This is a genomic window from Streptomyces xanthophaeus, assembly GCF_000725805.1.
Taxonomy (GTDB): domain Bacteria; phylum Actinomycetota; class Actinomycetes; order Streptomycetales; family Streptomycetaceae; genus Streptomyces; species Streptomyces xanthophaeus.
The window spans coordinates 267318-281459 of sequence record NZ_JOFT01000017.1 but is presented as its reverse complement, the minus strand read 5'-3'; the positions used below and the strand labels follow the sequence as shown (position 1 = coordinate 281459).

Here is a 14142-nt window from a genome sequence, read left to right as displayed (position 1 = left end):
GCCCGCTCAGGCGGGACCGCGTTCCGCCGCACCGCGCTCGATGCACAGCTCGTTGCCCTCGGGGTCGGCGAGCACGACCCAGCCCAGGACGCCGTCCGGTGCGCGCCGGTCGTCCACGATCCGGGCGCCGAGCGCCGTGAGCCGCTCGACGGCCTCGTCCCGCGTACCGGTGGGCGGCCGGATGTCCAGATGGACCCGGTTCTTCACGGACTTGGCATCGGGGACGCGGACGAAGAGCAGCCCCGGTACGCCGCCTTGCGCGGGCTGCGGCTCCAGCAGGACCTCGTCGTCACCCTCCTTGTCGTCCGGGTGGACCGCGAAGCCGGTCACCTCGGACCAGAACCGGGCGGCCCGGTAGGGGTCGAGGGCGTCGAAGGTGATGTGTGCGACGGGGTTGATGAACACGGTTCTCCTCAGTGGGTGCTGCCCGCAGGACCGCCGGACGGCCGTCCGGCGGCTGTATACGGAACGGGCTCTGCCGGGCCCGGCCGTTGAACCGGGTGCCTTCCCGAAACGTGGGTTAACTCAACGGAAAAGCGCGGCCCCTAGCGTGGCGGCCACGTCGCTCCGCCAATGATCGCCCATGATCCGGTAAAGCGGCGGTGGTCGGGACGGAAAGCCTTGCACTGCGTTGGGCAAGACTCGATCGGCTCGGATAAGCGCAGGTCAACAGAGAGTTGACGGGCGGTACGGTCGCCCCGGCGCGATGTTGATCTTGTCCCGGAAGCTTGGTGATACGTGTGCACCTGACACCGCACGAGCAGGAAAGACTGCTCATCCATGTGGCCGCCGACGTGGCCGCGAAGCGCAAGGCGCGGGGGGTGCGCCTCAACCATCCCGAGGCGGTCGCCCTCATCACCTCGCACATCCTCGAAGGCGCCCGCGACGGCCGCACCGTGGCCGAGCTGATGTCCTCCGGGCGTACGGTCCTGGGCCGCGATGAGGTCATGGAGGGGATCCCCGAGATGCTCCACGACGTCCAGGTCGAGGCGACCTTCCCGGACGGCACCAAACTCGTCACCGTCCACGACCCGATCGTCTGAAGGGGCGGATCCGCATGATCCCCGGCGAAATCGCCCACGGGGACGGCCCGGTGCTCCTCAACGAGGGCCGCACCGTCACCCGTCTCGTCGTCCTCAACTCCGCCGACCGCCCCGTCCAGGTCGGCTCCCACTACCACTTCGCCGAGGTCAACCCCGGCCTCGACTTCGACCGCGCCGCCGCCCGCGGACTGCGGCTCAACGTCGCCGCGGGCACAGCCGTCCGCTTCGAGCCGGGCATCCCGGTCGCGGTGGAACTCGTACCGCTGGGCGGACTGCGCACCGTACCGGGACTGCGCGGGGAGACCGGGGGGCCGCTCGATGGCTGAGCTCTCGCGCCAGGAGTACACCGACCTCTTCGGGCCGACGGCGGGTGACCGGATCCGGCTGGCCGACACCGACCTCTTCGTCGAGATCGAGCAGGACCTCAGCGGCGGCCCCGGCCGCTCCGGCGACGAGGCGGTCTTCGGCGGCGGCAAGGTCATCCGCGAATCCATGGGCCAGGCCCGCACCACCCGCGCCGAGGGAGCCGCGGACACCGTGATCACCGGGGTCGTCGTCCTCGACCACTGGGGGGTCGTCAAAGCCGACCTCGGCATCCGCGGCGGCCGGATCTGCGGCATCGGCAAGGCGGGCAACCCCGACACCATGGACGGGGTGGACCCCGCCCTGGTCATCGGACCGGAGACGGAGATCATCGCGGGCAACGGGAAGATCGTCACGGCCGGAGCCGTCGACGCCCACGTGCACTTCATCTCCCCGACGGTCGTCGAGGCGGCCCTCGCCTCCGGGACCACCACCCTCGTGGGCGGCGGCACCGGACCCGCCGAGGGAACCAAGGCCACCACCGTCACCCCCGGCCCCTGGCACCTGGCCCGGATGTTCGCCGCGCTGGAGGCCTACCCCGTCAACATCGGCCTGCTCGGCAAGGGCAACACCATGTCCCGCGAGGGCATGCACTCCCAGCTGCGCGGCGGCGCCCTCGGCTTCAAGCTCCACGAGGACTGGGGGACCACCCCCGCCGTCATCGACGCCTGCCTGAGCGTGTGCGAGGAGACCGGGGTCCAGGCCGCCATCCACACCGACACCCTCAACGAAGCCGGATTCGTGGGCGACACCCTCGCGGCCATCGGCGGGCGGACCATCCACTCGTACCACACCGAGGGCGCCGGAGGCGGGCACGCGCCCGACATCATCACCGTGGTCTCCGAGCCCAACGTGCTGCCCAGCTCCACCAATCCCACCCGGCCGCACACCGTCAACACCGTCGAGGAACACCTCGACATGCTGATGGTCTGCCACCACCTCAACCCGGCCGTCCCCGAGGACCTGGCCTTCGCCGAGTCCCGCATCCGGCCCTCGACCATCGCCGCCGAGGACGTCCTGCACGACCTCGGGGCCATCTCCATCATTTCCTCCGACTCCCAGGCCATGGGCCGGGTCGGCGAGGTGATCCTGCGGACCTGGCAGACCGCCCACGTGATGAAGAAGCGCCGCGGCTTCCTCCCCGGCGACGGCCCCGCCGACAACCTCCGGGCCCGCCGCTACGTCGCCAAGTACACGATCAACCCGGCCGTGGCCCAGGGACTGGCCCGCGAGATCGGCTCCGTCGAGACCGGCAAGCTCGCCGACCTGGTGCTGTGGAGCCCCGCCTTCTTCGGGGTCAAGCCCGAACTGGTCATCAAGGGCGGCCAGATCGCCTACGCGCAGATGGGCGACGCCAACGCCTCCATCCCCACCCCCCAGCCCGTCCTGCCCCGCCCCATGTTCGGCGCCCGCGGCCGCGCACCGGGGCTGAACTCGCTCAACTTCACCGCGCAGGCCGCGCTCGACGACGGACTCCCCGAACGGCTCGGCCTCGGCAAGGAGTTCGTGGCCATCGAGAGCACCCGCAAGGTGAGCAAGGCGGACATGCGGGGCAACGACGCGATGCCGCGCGTGGAGGTCGACGCCGACACCTTCACCGTCAGCATCGACGGAGAAGTCGTGGAACCTGCCCCCGCCCACGAACTGCCCATGGCCCAGCGCTACTTCCTCTTCTGATGAGAGACCTCACCCGATGAGCCTCGCCGCGCTCCTCGTCCTCGCCGACGGCCGCTTCCCCGCCGGGGGCCACGCTCACTCCGGCGGGGCCGAGGCCGCCTGCAAGGCGGGCCGCATCCACGACGCCGCCACCCTGGAGGAGTTCTGCCGGGGCCGCCTGCACACCGCGGGCCTCACCGCCGCCGGACTCGCCGCGGCCGCGGCCCTCGGGCTCGACCCGGCGCAGCTCGACGCCGCCGCCGACGCCCGCACCCCCTCGCCCGCACTGCGCACCGCGGCCCGCAGGCTGGGCCGGCAGCTGATGAGGGCCGCCCGTGCCACCTGGCCGGCCCCCGAACTGGACGACCTGGCCGCCGCCTTCCCGCGCGGAGCGCACCAGCCGGTGGTGCTCGGCGTCACCGCCCGGGCGGCCGGACTCGGACCGCGCGACGCCGCGCACGTGGCGGCGTACGAGGCCGTCGGCGGGCCCGCCACCGCGACCGTGCGACTGCTGGGCCTGGACCCCTTCGAGGCGAGCGGGGTGCTGGCCCGGCTCGCCCCGGAGCTCGACGCCGTGGCCGCCCGGGCGGAGCGGGCCGCGCTGCGCGCCCGTACCGAGGGCCCGGACGCCCTGCCGGCCGCCTCCTCACCGCTGCTGGAGATCGCGGCGCAGGTCCATGCCGACTGGGCGGTACGCCTCTTCGCCTCCTGAACCGGCGCCCCGGACGACCGACCCACCACCTCAAGGAGAACCCCGTGCACCTCGACCACGCCGTGACCTACCCGCACCGGCACACCCACAGCGCCGCGCCCCTGCGCGCGGACGGCTCGCGCCGGGCCCTGCGCATCGGCCTCGGCGGGCCCGTCGGCTCCGGCAAGACCGCCACCGTCGCCGCGCTCTGCCGCGCCCTGCGCAGCGAGTTCTCCATGGCCGTCGTCACGAACGACATCTACACCCGCGAGGACGCCGAGTTCCTGCTCCGCGAGGCCGTGCTGCCGCCGGAGCGGATCACCGCCGTGGAGACCGGGGCCTGCCCGCACACCGCCATCCGCGACGACATCTCCGCCAACCTGGAGGCCGTCGAGGAACTGGAGGAGGCCTTCCGGGACAGCGGTCCGCTCGACCTGATCCTCGTCGAGTCCGGCGGGGACAACCTCACCGCCACCTTCTCCCGCGGCCTGGCCGACGCCCAGATCTTCGTCATCGACGTGGCAGGCGGGGACGACATCCCGCGCAAGGGGGGCCCCGGCGTCACCACCGCCGACCTGCTCGTGGTGAACAAGACGGACCTCGCCCCCCACGTCGGCTCCGACCTGGACCGGATGGCCCGCGACGCCGCCGAGCAGCGCGGCGAACTGCCCGTCGCCTTCCAGTCGCTGCGCGGGCCGGAGGGGGTGGCACCGGTGGCCGCCTGGGTGCGCGAGCGGATCGCCGCATGGGCCGCACGGTGACCGTCGCCCCGGCTGCCGCCCCGCCTGCCCCGCCCGTCACCCCGCCCACCGTGCCGGCCCCGCCCGCTGCGGGTCTGCGGGCCACCGCCCGGATCCACGCCGTCGCCGACGGGCGGGGCTCCACCGCCCTGCCCCTGCTGGCGGGGGAGGGGCCGCTCGCGCTGCGCCGGGTCCGGGGCCGCGGGGCCGGGGCCGGGGTCGTGCTGGTCGGTGCCATGAGCGCCCCGCTGGGCGGGGACCACCTCACCGTCGAGGCCACCGCCGGACCGGGGGCCCGGCTCGCCCTCACCTCTGCGGCGGCCACCCTGGCGCTGCCCGGCCGCGGCGGCGAACCCGCGCGCTACGACGTACGCCTGACCCTGGAGGACGGAGCCGAGGTGCGCTGGCTGCCGGAGCCGCTGGTCTCCGTACGGGGCAGTGACCTGCGGATGCACACCCGGGCCGAACTGGCCCCCGGTGCACGGCTGCTGCTGCGCGAGGAACAGGTGCTGGGCCGTACGGGGGAGAGCCCGGGCCTGCTGCGCAGCCGCCTCACCGTCAACCGCGGCGGCCGGCCGCTCCTGGACCAGGAGCTGCGCTGCGGACCAGGGGCGCCCGGGGGCTGGGACGGCCCGGCGGGACTGGCAGGCCACCGGGCGCTCGGCCAACTCCTGCTCGTGGACCCGGCCTTCGCCGAGGCGCCCCCCGAGGCGGCCGTACTCGGGGAGTTCGCCGCGGTCACCCCGCTGGCCGGGCCCGCCCTCCTCGTCACGGCCCTCGCCCCCGACGCCCTGCGGCTGCGCGAACTCCTCGACGCGGCCCTGGAGTCGTACGGCTGGTGACGGAGGGCCGGGCGCGGGGGGACGAAGCGGGCTCCGCTCAGCGGTACACACCTCCCCGGTTATCGGGTTGGCAAAGAACGCGGCCACGCCCTGTTGCCGGGTACTGGTGAGCGACAAGGATCCCCTTGCACCCGGGATGACCGAACCCGACCGAACCAGGCTGCCCACGGCGGCACATGACGCAGGGGGAACCACCACGTGATACGCACCGCGACGCTCGGGAGCGCCGCCACTCTCATCACCGGCGCACTCGCGGCGGGCCTGCTGCTCGCCCCGCCCGCCGGAGCGGCCTCGGCCGGCCGTGACAACGGGGCCGCGGAGGCGGCGGGCGTGCAGATCGCCGCCGCCCGCGCCGCGCGCACCGGGATCGACTGGAAGGACTGTCTTGCCGACTGGGGCTTCGAGAAGCCCATCCAGTGCGGCTGGGTGAAGGTCCCGCTCGACTACACCAAGCCGTTCGGCAAGACCATCGAGATCGCGGTCGACCGGATCGGCAGCACCGGTACCAAGGAGGAGCGCCAGGGCGCGCTCATCTACAACCCGGGCGGCCCCGGCGGCTCCGGCATGCGCTTCCCGCGCCGGGTCACCACCAAGAGCCCGCTGTGGGTGAACGCCTCGAAGGCCTACGACTTCGTGGGCTTCGACCCCCGCGGCGTCGGCCACTCGGCGCCCATCTCCTGCATCGACCCGCAGGAGTTCGTGAAGGCCCCCAAGGCCGACCCGGTCCCGGACTCCGAGGCCGACAAGCGTGCCCAGCGCAAACTCGCCGCCGAGTACGCGGACGGCTGCAAGGAGCGCAGCGGCGAGATGCTGCCGCACATGACCACGCCGAACACCGCGCGCGACCTGGACGTCATCCGCGCCGCGCTCGGCGAGCAGAAGCTGAACTTCCTCGGCGTCTCCTACGGCACCTACATCGGCGGGGTCTACGCGACCCTGTTCCCGACCCACGTGCGCCGCATGATCGTCGACAGCGTGGTCGACCCGGACCAGGACAACATCTGGTACGAGGCCAACCTCGGTCAGGACGTCGCCTTCCAGACCCGCTGGCACGACTGGCAGGACTGGGTCGCCAAGAACGACGCGGTCTTCCACATCGGCGACACCCGCGCCAAGGTCGAGGCCAAGTACCAGGAGCTGCGCGCCACGGCCAAGGCCGACCCGATCGGCGGGGTCGTCGGCCCGGCCGAGCTGATCGGCTTCTTCCAGGGCGCCCCGTACTACGACTCCTCCTGGGTGCCCGTCGCCCAGACCTGGAGCAAGTACCTCGCCGGGGACACCCAGGCGCTGGTCGACGCGATCGCCCCGGACATGTCCGACATCCAGGGCAACGCGGCCTCCGAGAACGGCAACGCCGTGTACACCGCCGTCGAGTGCGCCGACGCGAAGTGGCCCACCAGCTGGGCGAAGTGGGACCGGGACAACAGCAAGCTGCACGCGAAGTACCCGTTCCTGACCTGGTCCAACGCGTGGATGAACCTGCCCTGCGCGACCTGGAAGTCCAAGCAGAGCACCCCGATCGAGGTCGGTGCCAAGCGCGGTCTGCCGCCGGTGCTGATCGTCCAGTCCGAGCGGGACGCCGCCACCCCGTACAAGGGTGCGGTCTCGCTGCACAAGCGGCTGGCCGGATCGCGTCTGATCACCGAGCGGGACGCGGGCTCCCACGGGGTCACCGGTCTGGTGAACCCCTGCATCAACACGCGGGTGGACGCCTACCTGCTGACCGGCAAGGTCGACGCCAAGGACGTGACGTGCGCCTCGCACGCCGCCCCGGTCGCCCCGGCGCCGGCCGCCGCGAAGTCCCTGGAGCAGGCTCCGGCCTCGGACCTCCCGGCGCAGGAGGAGCTCCCGGCGGTCCGCCAGACGGTCCGCCCGTAGTCCCGTAGGTCCTGCAGTCCCGTAAGACCTGCAGTCCCGTGGCCGCGTAGGCACGCAGGGGGAGAAGGCTCAGCGCGAGGTGCGCCGGGCCTTCTTCCGCGCGGCCTCCTCCTCGGCCTTGACCTCGCCCGCGTAGCGGTCGACGTACTCCTGGCCGGACAGTCCGAGGATGGCGTACATGATCTCGTCGGTGACGGCCCGCAGGACGGCCCGCTCGCCTTCGAGCCCCGCGTAGCGGGAGAAGTCCATCGGCTCGCCGAAGCGGATCGTCACCCGCCGGACCTTGGGGATCTTCTGCCCGGGCGGCTGGATCTCGAAGGTGCCGACCATCGCACACGGTACGACGGGCACCCCCGCGCCCAGCGCCATCGCGGCCACGCCCACCTTGCCCTTGTAGAGCCGCCCGTCGTGCGAGCGCGTGCCCTCGGGATAGATGCCCAGGAGCTCGTCCTTGGCCAGTACCCCGAGCCCCTCGCGCAGGGCGGCCTGCCCCGCGTCCTTGCCGGAGCGGTCCACGGGGATCTGGCCGGCGCTGCGGAAGAACGCGGCGGTGAGCCGGCCCTTGACCCCGGGGCCGGTGAAGTACTCGGCCTTCGCCAGGAAGGTGATGCGCCGCTTGAGGATCGCGGGCATCAGGAAATGGTCGGAGAACGACAGGTGGTTGCCCGCGATGATCGCGGCCCCCTCTGCCGGGATGTTCTCAAGTCCCTCGATCCGCGGCCGGAACAGCAGCCTCAGCAGCGGACCGAGCAACACGTGCTTGAGCAAGTGGTAGAACACCAGGCCGCTCCCGTCGATGTCCCGTTGTCACGGCCATCGTACGGACAGTCAGTGCCGGTCCGGCAGCGCGGGGCCACCTTTGATCACACTGGCCTGATCGAGCGGTCCGGGCACCGGTCGCGCTCACGTGCTGCGGGAGGCGGCCATCCCGGCGGTCAGGAGCCCCAGCACCACCCAGCCGAACCACAGCCAGCCGTTGCTGCCGAGGGCCACGGAATACGCGGCGACGGCCACCAGAGCGGCGAAGGTCATGACAGCCATCGCCTTAACAGATCCGGTCATGCCCCATGGTGGCGCGCCGAGGCGGGAATCCGCTACTGACCACGCGCTTGGAGTGAGGCCAGATAAGCGTTGTACGCCTCCAGCTCCTGGTCGCCGTCACGGTCCGCGGCCCGGTCGGAGCGCTTCGCCGCCCGCTGCTCGGAGTGGTACCACTGGTAGACCAGCGCGATCAGCACCAGCACGGAGGGGATCTCGCTGAAGGCCCACGCGATGCCGCCGCCCCACTGCTGGTCCAGCAGCGGATCGATGCCGAGGGAAGCGGGCGGGTTCGCGTACGTCTTGATCATCGGCTCGCTGGCCATCATCAGCGCGATGCCGAAGAAGGCGTGGAACGGCATCCCGGCGAAGAGCTCCAGCATCCGCATCACGTAGCCGGGCCGGTGCGGACCCGGGTCGATGCCCATGATCGGCCAGAAGAAGATCAGGCCGACCGCGAGGAAGTGCACCATCATCGCGATGTGCCCGGTCCGGCTCTCCATCAGGAAGTCGAAGAGCGGAGTGAAGTACAGTGCGTAGAGGCTGGCGATGAACATCGGGATGGTGAAGGCCGGGTGCGTGACGATCCGCATGTACCGGCTGTGCAGCAGCATCAGGAGCAGCTCGCGCGGCCCCTTGCTGCCGCGTGCGGCGGGCGGCAGCGCGCGCAGCGCCAGTGTCATCGGCGCCCCGAGGAGCAGCAGGATCGGGGTGATCATGCTGATCACCATGTGCTGGACCATGTGCACGCTGAACATGACCATGCCGTAGTCGTTCAGCTTGGTGCACATCACCAGGACGACGCTCAGCACGCCCAGGGTGAAGGCCACGGTCCGGCCCAGCGGCCAGGCGTCCCCGCGCCTGCGCAGCCGCAGCACGCCCCACCCGTACAGGGCGAGCCCGAGCAGCGAGCCGACGAGGAAGAAGCCGTCGGGTGAGAACTCCAGACCGCGACCGAGAGTGAAGGGCGGCAGGTCCATGTGCATGTCCATGCCGTGCCCGTTGTGATCCATCTGTTCACTCCCTTGACTGTGACGCCCCACCACAGTAATGGGGCCCCCGGGCGCATCCGCACCCGGGGGCCGCCACCCGCGGGGCGGGCGTCACAGCACGTTCTGCGCCTCGGCGTACCGGTCCCCGGGGACCGTCTTGAGGGTCTGCACCGCATCGCCGAGCGGGACCATCACGATGTCCGTGCCGCGCAGGGCGGTCAGCATGCCGAACTCGCCGCGGTGCGCGGCCTCCACGGCGTGCCAGCCGAAGCGGGTGGCCAGGACCCGGTCGTACGCGGTGGGCGTGCCGCCGCGCTGCACGTGGCCCAGGATCACCGGCCGGGCCTCCTTGCCGAGGCGGTTCTCCAGCTCGACTGCGAGCAGGTTGCCGATGCCGGCGAACCGCTCGTGCCCGTACATGTCCGTGCCGCCCTCCTGGAAGTCCATCGAGCCGGCGCGCGGCTTGGCGCCCTCGGCGACCACGACGATGGCGAAGCGCTTGCCCGCGGAGAACCGCTCGCCGACGATCGCCGTCAGCTCGTCGATGTCGAAGGGGCGCTCGGGGACGACGATCGCGTGCGCGCCGGCCGCCATGCCGGAGTGCAGGGCGATCCATCCGGTGTGGCGGCCCATGACCTCCACCACCATCACGCGCTGGTGGGACTCGGCGGTGGTCTTCAGCCGGTCCAGCGCCTCGGTGGCGACGCCGACGGCCGTGTCGAAGCCGAAGGTGACGTCGGTGGACGCGATGTCGTTGTCGATGGTCTTCGGGACGCCGACGATCGGCAGACCGGCCTGCGAGAGCAGGTGGGCGGCCTTCAGTGTGCCCTCGCCGCCGATCGGGATGATGGCGTCCAGACCGAGGTCGGCGACGTGCCCGCGGGCGCGCTCCACGCCGTCGCGCAGATGCGCGGGCTGGACCCGGGAGGAGCCGAGGATGGTGCCGCCGCGGGCCAGGATGCCGCCGACGGCGTCCAGGTCCAGCTTGCGGTAGTCCGCCTCCAGGAGGCCCTTCCAGCCGTCGTGGAAGCCGATCACCTCGTCGCCGTGGTCGACGACGGCCCGGTGTACGACGGAGCGGATGACGGCGTTGAGGCCGGGGCAGTCGCCACCGGAAGTGAGCACACCAATGCGCATGGCAGGAAGAGACCTTTGCAACGTGGCCGAGGACCGGACCACGTCGTCCGGTGGGAACTAACGTCACCCTACAAGCGCCGGAGCAGTGGACTGAACCATCCTCCACATCCTGGTCGCGCACCTCGTGCGAAACCACGTCGGCCCGGTCCCCCCAAGGGAATCCGGGCCGAACATATGGCGTCGGGGCCGCCCCGATGAGCGGCCCGCGCGGCGCTACGCGGGCTGCGTCGCCGCCGCGATGCGCTCGGCGCGCAGCGCGTCGTACCACCGGTCGTCTATGGCCGGCAGCGCGTTCACGTCGAGGGCCAGCTTCAGCAGCAGGTCCGCGATGTGCGGGTTGCGCGCCATCACGGGACCGTGCATGTAGGTGCCGAACACGGTGTCGTTGTACGCGCCTTCGGTGCCGTCGCCGGTGCCGTTGCCGCGGCCCATGCTCACCCGGGCGAACGGCCGCGCCGTCGGACCGAGGTGGGTGACGCCCTGGTGGTTCTCGAAGCCCGTCAGCTGCGGCAGGCCCAGGCGCGGGTCGATGTCGGCGAGGACGTCGCCGACGCACCGCTCGCCCTCGCCGCGCACGGTCACCACGTCGAGCAGGCCGAGGCCCTGCTGGCGCTCGCCCATGTCGTTGACGAACTCGTTGCCGAGGATCTGGTAACCGGCGCAGACGGAGAAGACGATCGCCCCGTTCGAGACGGCCCGCTCCAGACCGCCGTCGCGCACCAGGCGCTCCGCGGCCAGCCGCTGCGGGCGGTCCTCACCGCCGCCGATCAGGTAGATGTCGCCCGAGGTGGGGATCGGCTGGTCGCTGCGCACGTCCACGCGCTGCACGTCCAGGCCGCGCTGGCGCGCGCGGCGCTCCACCACGAGGGCGTTGCCCTGGTCTCCGTACGTGCTGAGCAGGTCGGGGTAGACCCACACCAGACGCAGGCTGTTGTCGCTCATGCTCTTGTCCTTATGGGTACTAGTTGCCGACGCGGCGGCGCACGTCCTGGAAGGCGGTGTAGTTGGCGATCAGCTCGATCTGTCCGGGCGGCGCCAGCTGCACGGCCTCGTCGAGGGTCTCGCACACCCGGAAGTCCAGGCCCGCGACCTCGAGGCGGACCGCCAGGTCCAGCTTGCGGTCACCGATCACGAAGATCGGGTGGCCCGCCAGGCGCGGGTAGTCCACGTCCCACAGCCAGGAGGTGTCGGTGCCGTCGGCGCCGCGCGCGTTCACCGAGAGGATCACCGGGGTCGGCGGCGGGTCGATCAGCGAGAACGTCTCCAGCCAGCCGGCCGGGTTCTTGGCGAGCAGCAGCCGCAGTTCGCGGCCCTGGAAGTTCACCACGTCGTAGCGGCCGGCCACGGCCTGCACCTGGTACATCCGCTCCAGGGCCACCTGCGGCGGGACGCCGAAGACCGCGGCCACTGCGGCCGAGGTGGCGGCGTTCGCCTTGTTGGCGCGGCCGGGCAGCTGGAGGTGGATCGGCCAGGCGCTGCCGTGCGGGTCGAGCACGTGGTCGCCGGAGAGCACCCAGCTGGGGGTGGGGCGGCGGAAACCGCACTCGCCGCAGAACCAGTCGTCGCCCGGGCGCTGCATCACGCCACCGCAGGAGGGGCACGACCAGGCGTCGTCCTTCCACTCCTGGCCGGCCGCGACCCACACCACGTTCTGGGACGAGGAGGCCGACCAGACGATCAGCGGGTCGTCGCAGTTCGCGACGATGACCGCCTTCGAGCCCGAGAGGCCCTCGCGCCACTTCTCCGCGAGCATGCGGGTCTCGGCGGCGCGGTCCAGCTGGTCGCGCGAGAGGTTCAGCAGGGCGATCACCTTGGGGGTGACGTCCCGGGCCACTCCGGCCAGGTACTTCTCGTCGACCTCGATGACGCCGTACTTGGCGTCCGAGCCGCCCGCCAGTGCCGAGGTGATGCCCGCCGGCATGTTCGCGCCGAGGGCGTTGGAGACGACCGGACCGCTGGCCCGCAGGGCCTCCGCGATCAGCCGGGTCGTCGTGGTCTTGCCGTTCGTCGCGGAGACGAGGACGACATCGAGATGCTGCGCCAGCGCTCCGAGGAGATCGGGGTCGAGCCTGAGTGCGACCTTGCCACCGATCACCGATCCGCTTCCGCGTCCCGCGGCCCGCGACACCGCCGCCGCGGCCTTGCCCGCCGTCACGGCCAGCTTGGCCCGCGGCGAAAGCGGCTCCGTGTTGCCTGCCATCGTCCCTTGTCCTCCTTGCGTCGGTCGGCCCCAGCCTATCCAGTACCTGCCGGGGCCTTGACCGCGGCGCCCCCGGGTCGCCGCAGATCTCCTCATATATTCGCCCGTCGTACTCTTACCGCCATGCGACAGCGCCCCATCCCCGGTACCTCCGGCATCGTCCGCACCATGAGCCTGCTGGGCGATCCGGTGCTCCATTCCGCTTGCGCGGAGGTCACCGAGTTCGGCCCGGCCCTCGACCGGCTCATCGAGGACATGTTCGCGACGATGTACGCCCACGAGGGCGTCGGCCTCGCAGCGAACCAGATCGGCGTCGGGCAGCGGGTGTTCGTATACGACTGCCCCGACGACGAGGACGTCCGCCACGTCGGGCACGTGGTCAACCCCCGCCTGCTGACGGCCGACGGGGACGAGTTCCTCGGCCCCGAGGGCTGCCTCTCGCTGCCGGGCCTGGAGGCGGGCACGGCCCGCTTCGACCACGCGGTGGTCGAGGGGGTCACCTCCGACGGAGCCGCCGTGCGGATCTCCGGTACGGGCTTCTTCGCCCGTTGCCTCCAGCACGAGTGCGACCACCTGGCGGGCACGGTGTACGCGGACCGGGTCACGGGGCTGCGCGCGCGCAGGCTCCGCCGGGCGATCCGCAAGACCCCGTGGGGCGCCGGGGCTTCGGCGGTCTGAGCCGGGCCGGCCGGGCGGCCCGGCCCGGCCCCCTCTCAGAAGCCGGGGCCGTCGGCCCGGTTGCCCGCCGTGGCCAGCCGCCCCCACAGGAGGTCGGTCAGGCCTGCGACCAGCTCCGCACGCGTGCAGGGGCGTTCGACGAGCCACCAGTCCCCGGCCGCGTGCATCATGCCGACGATGCCGTGGCCCCAGATGCGGGCGAGGCGTTCGCCGCCGGGGCCGAGGTCCACGCGTTCGCCGATGACCTGGGCCAGCTCCTCGCCGAGCCGGCGCAGCAGCGGGGCCGAGTGCTGGCCGACGTCGAATCCGCGCTCGGTGGCCTGCGGGTCCTCGGCCGGGTGCATCAGGAAGCGGTAGACCTGCGGGCGGGCCTCGATGGCGGCCAGGTAGGTCTCCAGCGTGGCCTCCACCCGCTGCCTGCGCTCGGCCGGTGCGTCGAGCGCCGCCCGCAGCGAGTCGAGCAGGGCGTCCGTGTGCCGGACGGCGAGGGCCTGGTAGAGCCCCGCCTTGTCGCCGAAGTGCCGGTAGAGGATGGGTTTGGTGATCCCCGCCTCGGCCGCGATGGCGTTCATGGAGGCCTTCGGGCCGTCCCTGAGCACGACCCGGTCGGCCGCTTCGAGCAGTTCCCGCCGCCGGCGTTCGGCCGCTCCCGGCTCGCCGGCCCGCTGCGTGGTCTCCATGACGTGTTTCTCTCCCCGCCCTTGCGATGTGCGTGACGCCCACGCAACGTAACACCCCGCACACCCTCGCGATCGAATCGGTGGTGGTCCTCCGGGTGTTCCGACGCTGCTTGACAGTGCTTACTCGCCGGTAACAGACTGTGGCCACTCTGCCGGTTACCGGTAGTAACATGCACGTGGACGAGCACAGACAGCTGGAGGGGA

16 protein-coding genes are annotated in these 14142 nt (G+C 72.0%); 8 read left to right on the top strand and 8 right to left on the bottom strand.

The window, feature by feature from the left end:
• Window positions 1–6: 6 nt before the first annotated feature.
• The gene (locus IO30_RS0111920; RefSeq protein WP_234321942.1) at window positions 7–399 is read right to left on the bottom strand and encodes a VOC family protein; all 393 of its coding nucleotides are present in this window, start codon (window positions 397–399) and stop codon (window positions 7–9) included.
• Between the two features lie 341 nt (window positions 400–740).
• On the opposite strand from IO30_RS0111920, the gene IO30_RS0111915 reads away from it, so the two are divergent.
• The 7 genes from IO30_RS0111915 to IO30_RS0111885 all read left to right on the top strand — a co-directional run bounded on the left by IO30_RS0111915 (window position 741) and on the right by IO30_RS0111885 (window position 7213).
• Window positions 741–1043: an urease subunit gamma gene (locus tag IO30_RS0111915; RefSeq protein WP_031142086.1), complete on the top strand. Its 303-nt coding sequence runs from the start codon at window positions 741–743 to the stop codon at window positions 1041–1043.
• Window positions 1044–1057: 14 nt separating this feature from the next.
• A complete protein-coding gene (locus IO30_RS0111910; protein ID WP_031142084.1) occupies window positions 1058–1369 on the top strand; it encodes an urease subunit beta in 312 nt (103 codons plus the stop codon).
• Window positions 1362–3083, top strand: a complete 1722-nt coding sequence (locus IO30_RS0111905) for an urease subunit alpha (protein ID WP_031142082.1) — start codon at window positions 1362–1364, stop codon at window positions 3081–3083. The genes IO30_RS0111910 and IO30_RS0111905 overlap by 8 nt, the downstream gene beginning before the upstream one ends.
• A 16-nt stretch (window positions 3084–3099) precedes the next feature.
• The gene (locus IO30_RS0111900; protein WP_031142080.1) at window positions 3100–3774 is read left to right on the top strand and encodes an urease accessory protein UreF; all 675 of its coding nucleotides are present in this window, start codon (window positions 3100–3102) and stop codon (window positions 3772–3774) included.
• Between the two features lie 44 nt (window positions 3775–3818).
• Complete coding sequence (gene ureG / locus IO30_RS0111895) at window positions 3819–4514, top strand: urease accessory protein UreG (protein ID WP_031142078.1); 696 nt, start codon at window positions 3819–3821, stop codon at window positions 4512–4514.
• Window positions 4499–5335 carry an urease accessory protein UreD gene (locus tag IO30_RS0111890; RefSeq protein ID WP_078904640.1) on the top strand — a complete coding sequence of 279 codons (837 nt, stop codon included), beginning with the start codon at window positions 4499–4501 and terminating at the stop codon, window positions 5333–5335. Before ureG ends, IO30_RS0111890 begins: the two co-directional genes overlap by 16 nt.
• A gap of 198 nt (window positions 5336–5533) precedes the next feature.
• Window positions 5534–7213, top strand: coding sequence for an alpha/beta hydrolase (locus IO30_RS0111885; protein ID WP_051902135.1), 1680 nt, complete (start codon window positions 5534–5536; stop codon window positions 7211–7213).
• A 69-nt stretch (window positions 7214–7282) separates the two neighbouring features.
• Here the strand turns inward: IO30_RS0111885 and IO30_RS0111880 are convergent, their stop codons facing one another.
• From IO30_RS0111880 to IO30_RS0111855, 6 genes are all read right to left on the bottom strand, one after another.
• On the bottom strand, window positions 7283–7993 hold the full coding sequence (locus IO30_RS0111880) for a lysophospholipid acyltransferase family protein (RefSeq protein WP_031142072.1): 711 nt from the start codon (window positions 7991–7993) through the stop codon (window positions 7283–7285).
• Between the two features lie 123 nt (window positions 7994–8116).
• Window positions 8117–8275, bottom strand: a complete 159-nt coding sequence (locus tag IO30_RS45920; protein ID WP_031142070.1) for a hypothetical protein — start codon at window positions 8273–8275, stop codon at window positions 8117–8119.
• 32 nt (window positions 8276–8307) lie between these two features.
• Window positions 8308–9264 (bottom strand): cytochrome c oxidase assembly protein, encoded by a 957-nt coding sequence (locus IO30_RS0111870; RefSeq protein ID WP_031142068.1) that lies wholly within the window; start codon window positions 9262–9264, stop codon window positions 8308–8310.
• A gap of 90 nt (window positions 9265–9354) precedes the next feature.
• A complete protein-coding gene (locus tag IO30_RS0111865) occupies window positions 9355–10380 on the bottom strand; it encodes a 6-phosphofructokinase (protein WP_031142066.1) in 1026 nt (341 codons plus the stop codon).
• A gap of 213 nt (window positions 10381–10593) precedes the next feature.
• Complete coding sequence (locus IO30_RS0111860; protein ID WP_031142064.1) at window positions 10594–11322, bottom strand: type 1 glutamine amidotransferase; 729 nt, start codon at window positions 11320–11322, stop codon at window positions 10594–10596.
• Window positions 11323–11341: 19 nt separating this feature from the next.
• Window positions 11342–12580: a MurT ligase domain-containing protein gene (locus IO30_RS0111855; protein ID WP_031142062.1), complete on the bottom strand. Its 1239-nt coding sequence runs from the start codon at window positions 12578–12580 to the stop codon at window positions 11342–11344.
• A gap of 123 nt (window positions 12581–12703) precedes the next feature.
• On the opposite strand from IO30_RS0111855, the gene def reads away from it, so the two are divergent.
• On the top strand, window positions 12704–13258 hold the full coding sequence (gene def, locus IO30_RS0111850; protein ID WP_031142060.1) for a peptide deformylase: 555 nt from the start codon (window positions 12704–12706) through the stop codon (window positions 13256–13258).
• Window positions 13259–13293: 35 nt separating this feature from the next.
• Here the strand turns inward: def and IO30_RS0111845 are convergent, their stop codons facing one another.
• Window positions 13294–13938, bottom strand: a complete 645-nt coding sequence (locus tag IO30_RS0111845) for a TetR/AcrR family transcriptional regulator (protein WP_031142058.1) — start codon at window positions 13936–13938, stop codon at window positions 13294–13296.
• Window positions 13939–14142 lie beyond the last annotated feature (204 nt).

Bases quoted from the DNA above. Each gene is read 5' to 3' on its own strand.
- IO30_RS0111910 (WP_031142084.1), top strand. From the start codon at position 1,058: ATGATCCCCGGCGAAATCGCCCACGGGGACGGCCCGGTGCTCCTCAAC.
- IO30_RS0111905 (WP_031142082.1), top strand. From the start codon at position 1,362: ATGGCTGAGCTCTCGCGCCAGGAGTACACCGACCTCTTCGGGCCGACG.
- IO30_RS0111900 (WP_031142080.1), top strand. From the start codon at position 3,100: ATGAGCCTCGCCGCGCTCCTCGTCCTCGCCGACGGCCGCTTCCCCGCC.
- IO30_RS0111890 (WP_078904640.1), top strand. From the start codon at position 4,499: ATGGGCCGCACGGTGACCGTCGCCCCGGCTGCCGCCCCGCCTGCCCCG.
- IO30_RS45920 (WP_031142070.1), bottom strand. From the start codon at position 8,275: ATGACCGGATCTGTTAAGGCGATGGCTGTCATGACCTTCGCCGCTCTG.
- IO30_RS0111870 (WP_031142068.1), bottom strand. From the start codon at position 9,264: ATGGATCACAACGGGCACGGCATGGACATGCACATGGACCTGCCGCCC.
- IO30_RS0111865 (WP_031142066.1), bottom strand. From the start codon at position 10,380: ATGCGCATTGGTGTGCTCACTTCCGGTGGCGACTGCCCCGGCCTCAAC.
- IO30_RS0111860 (WP_031142064.1), bottom strand. From the start codon at position 11,322: ATGAGCGACAACAGCCTGCGTCTGGTGTGGGTCTACCCCGACCTGCTC.
- IO30_RS0111855 (WP_031142062.1), bottom strand. From the start codon at position 12,580: ATGGCAGGCAACACGGAGCCGCTTTCGCCGCGGGCCAAGCTGGCCGTG.
- def (WP_031142060.1), top strand. From the start codon at position 12,704: ATGCGACAGCGCCCCATCCCCGGTACCTCCGGCATCGTCCGCACCATG.
- IO30_RS0111845 (WP_031142058.1), bottom strand. From the start codon at position 13,938: ATGGAGACCACGCAGCGGGCCGGCGAGCCGGGAGCGGCCGAACGCCGG.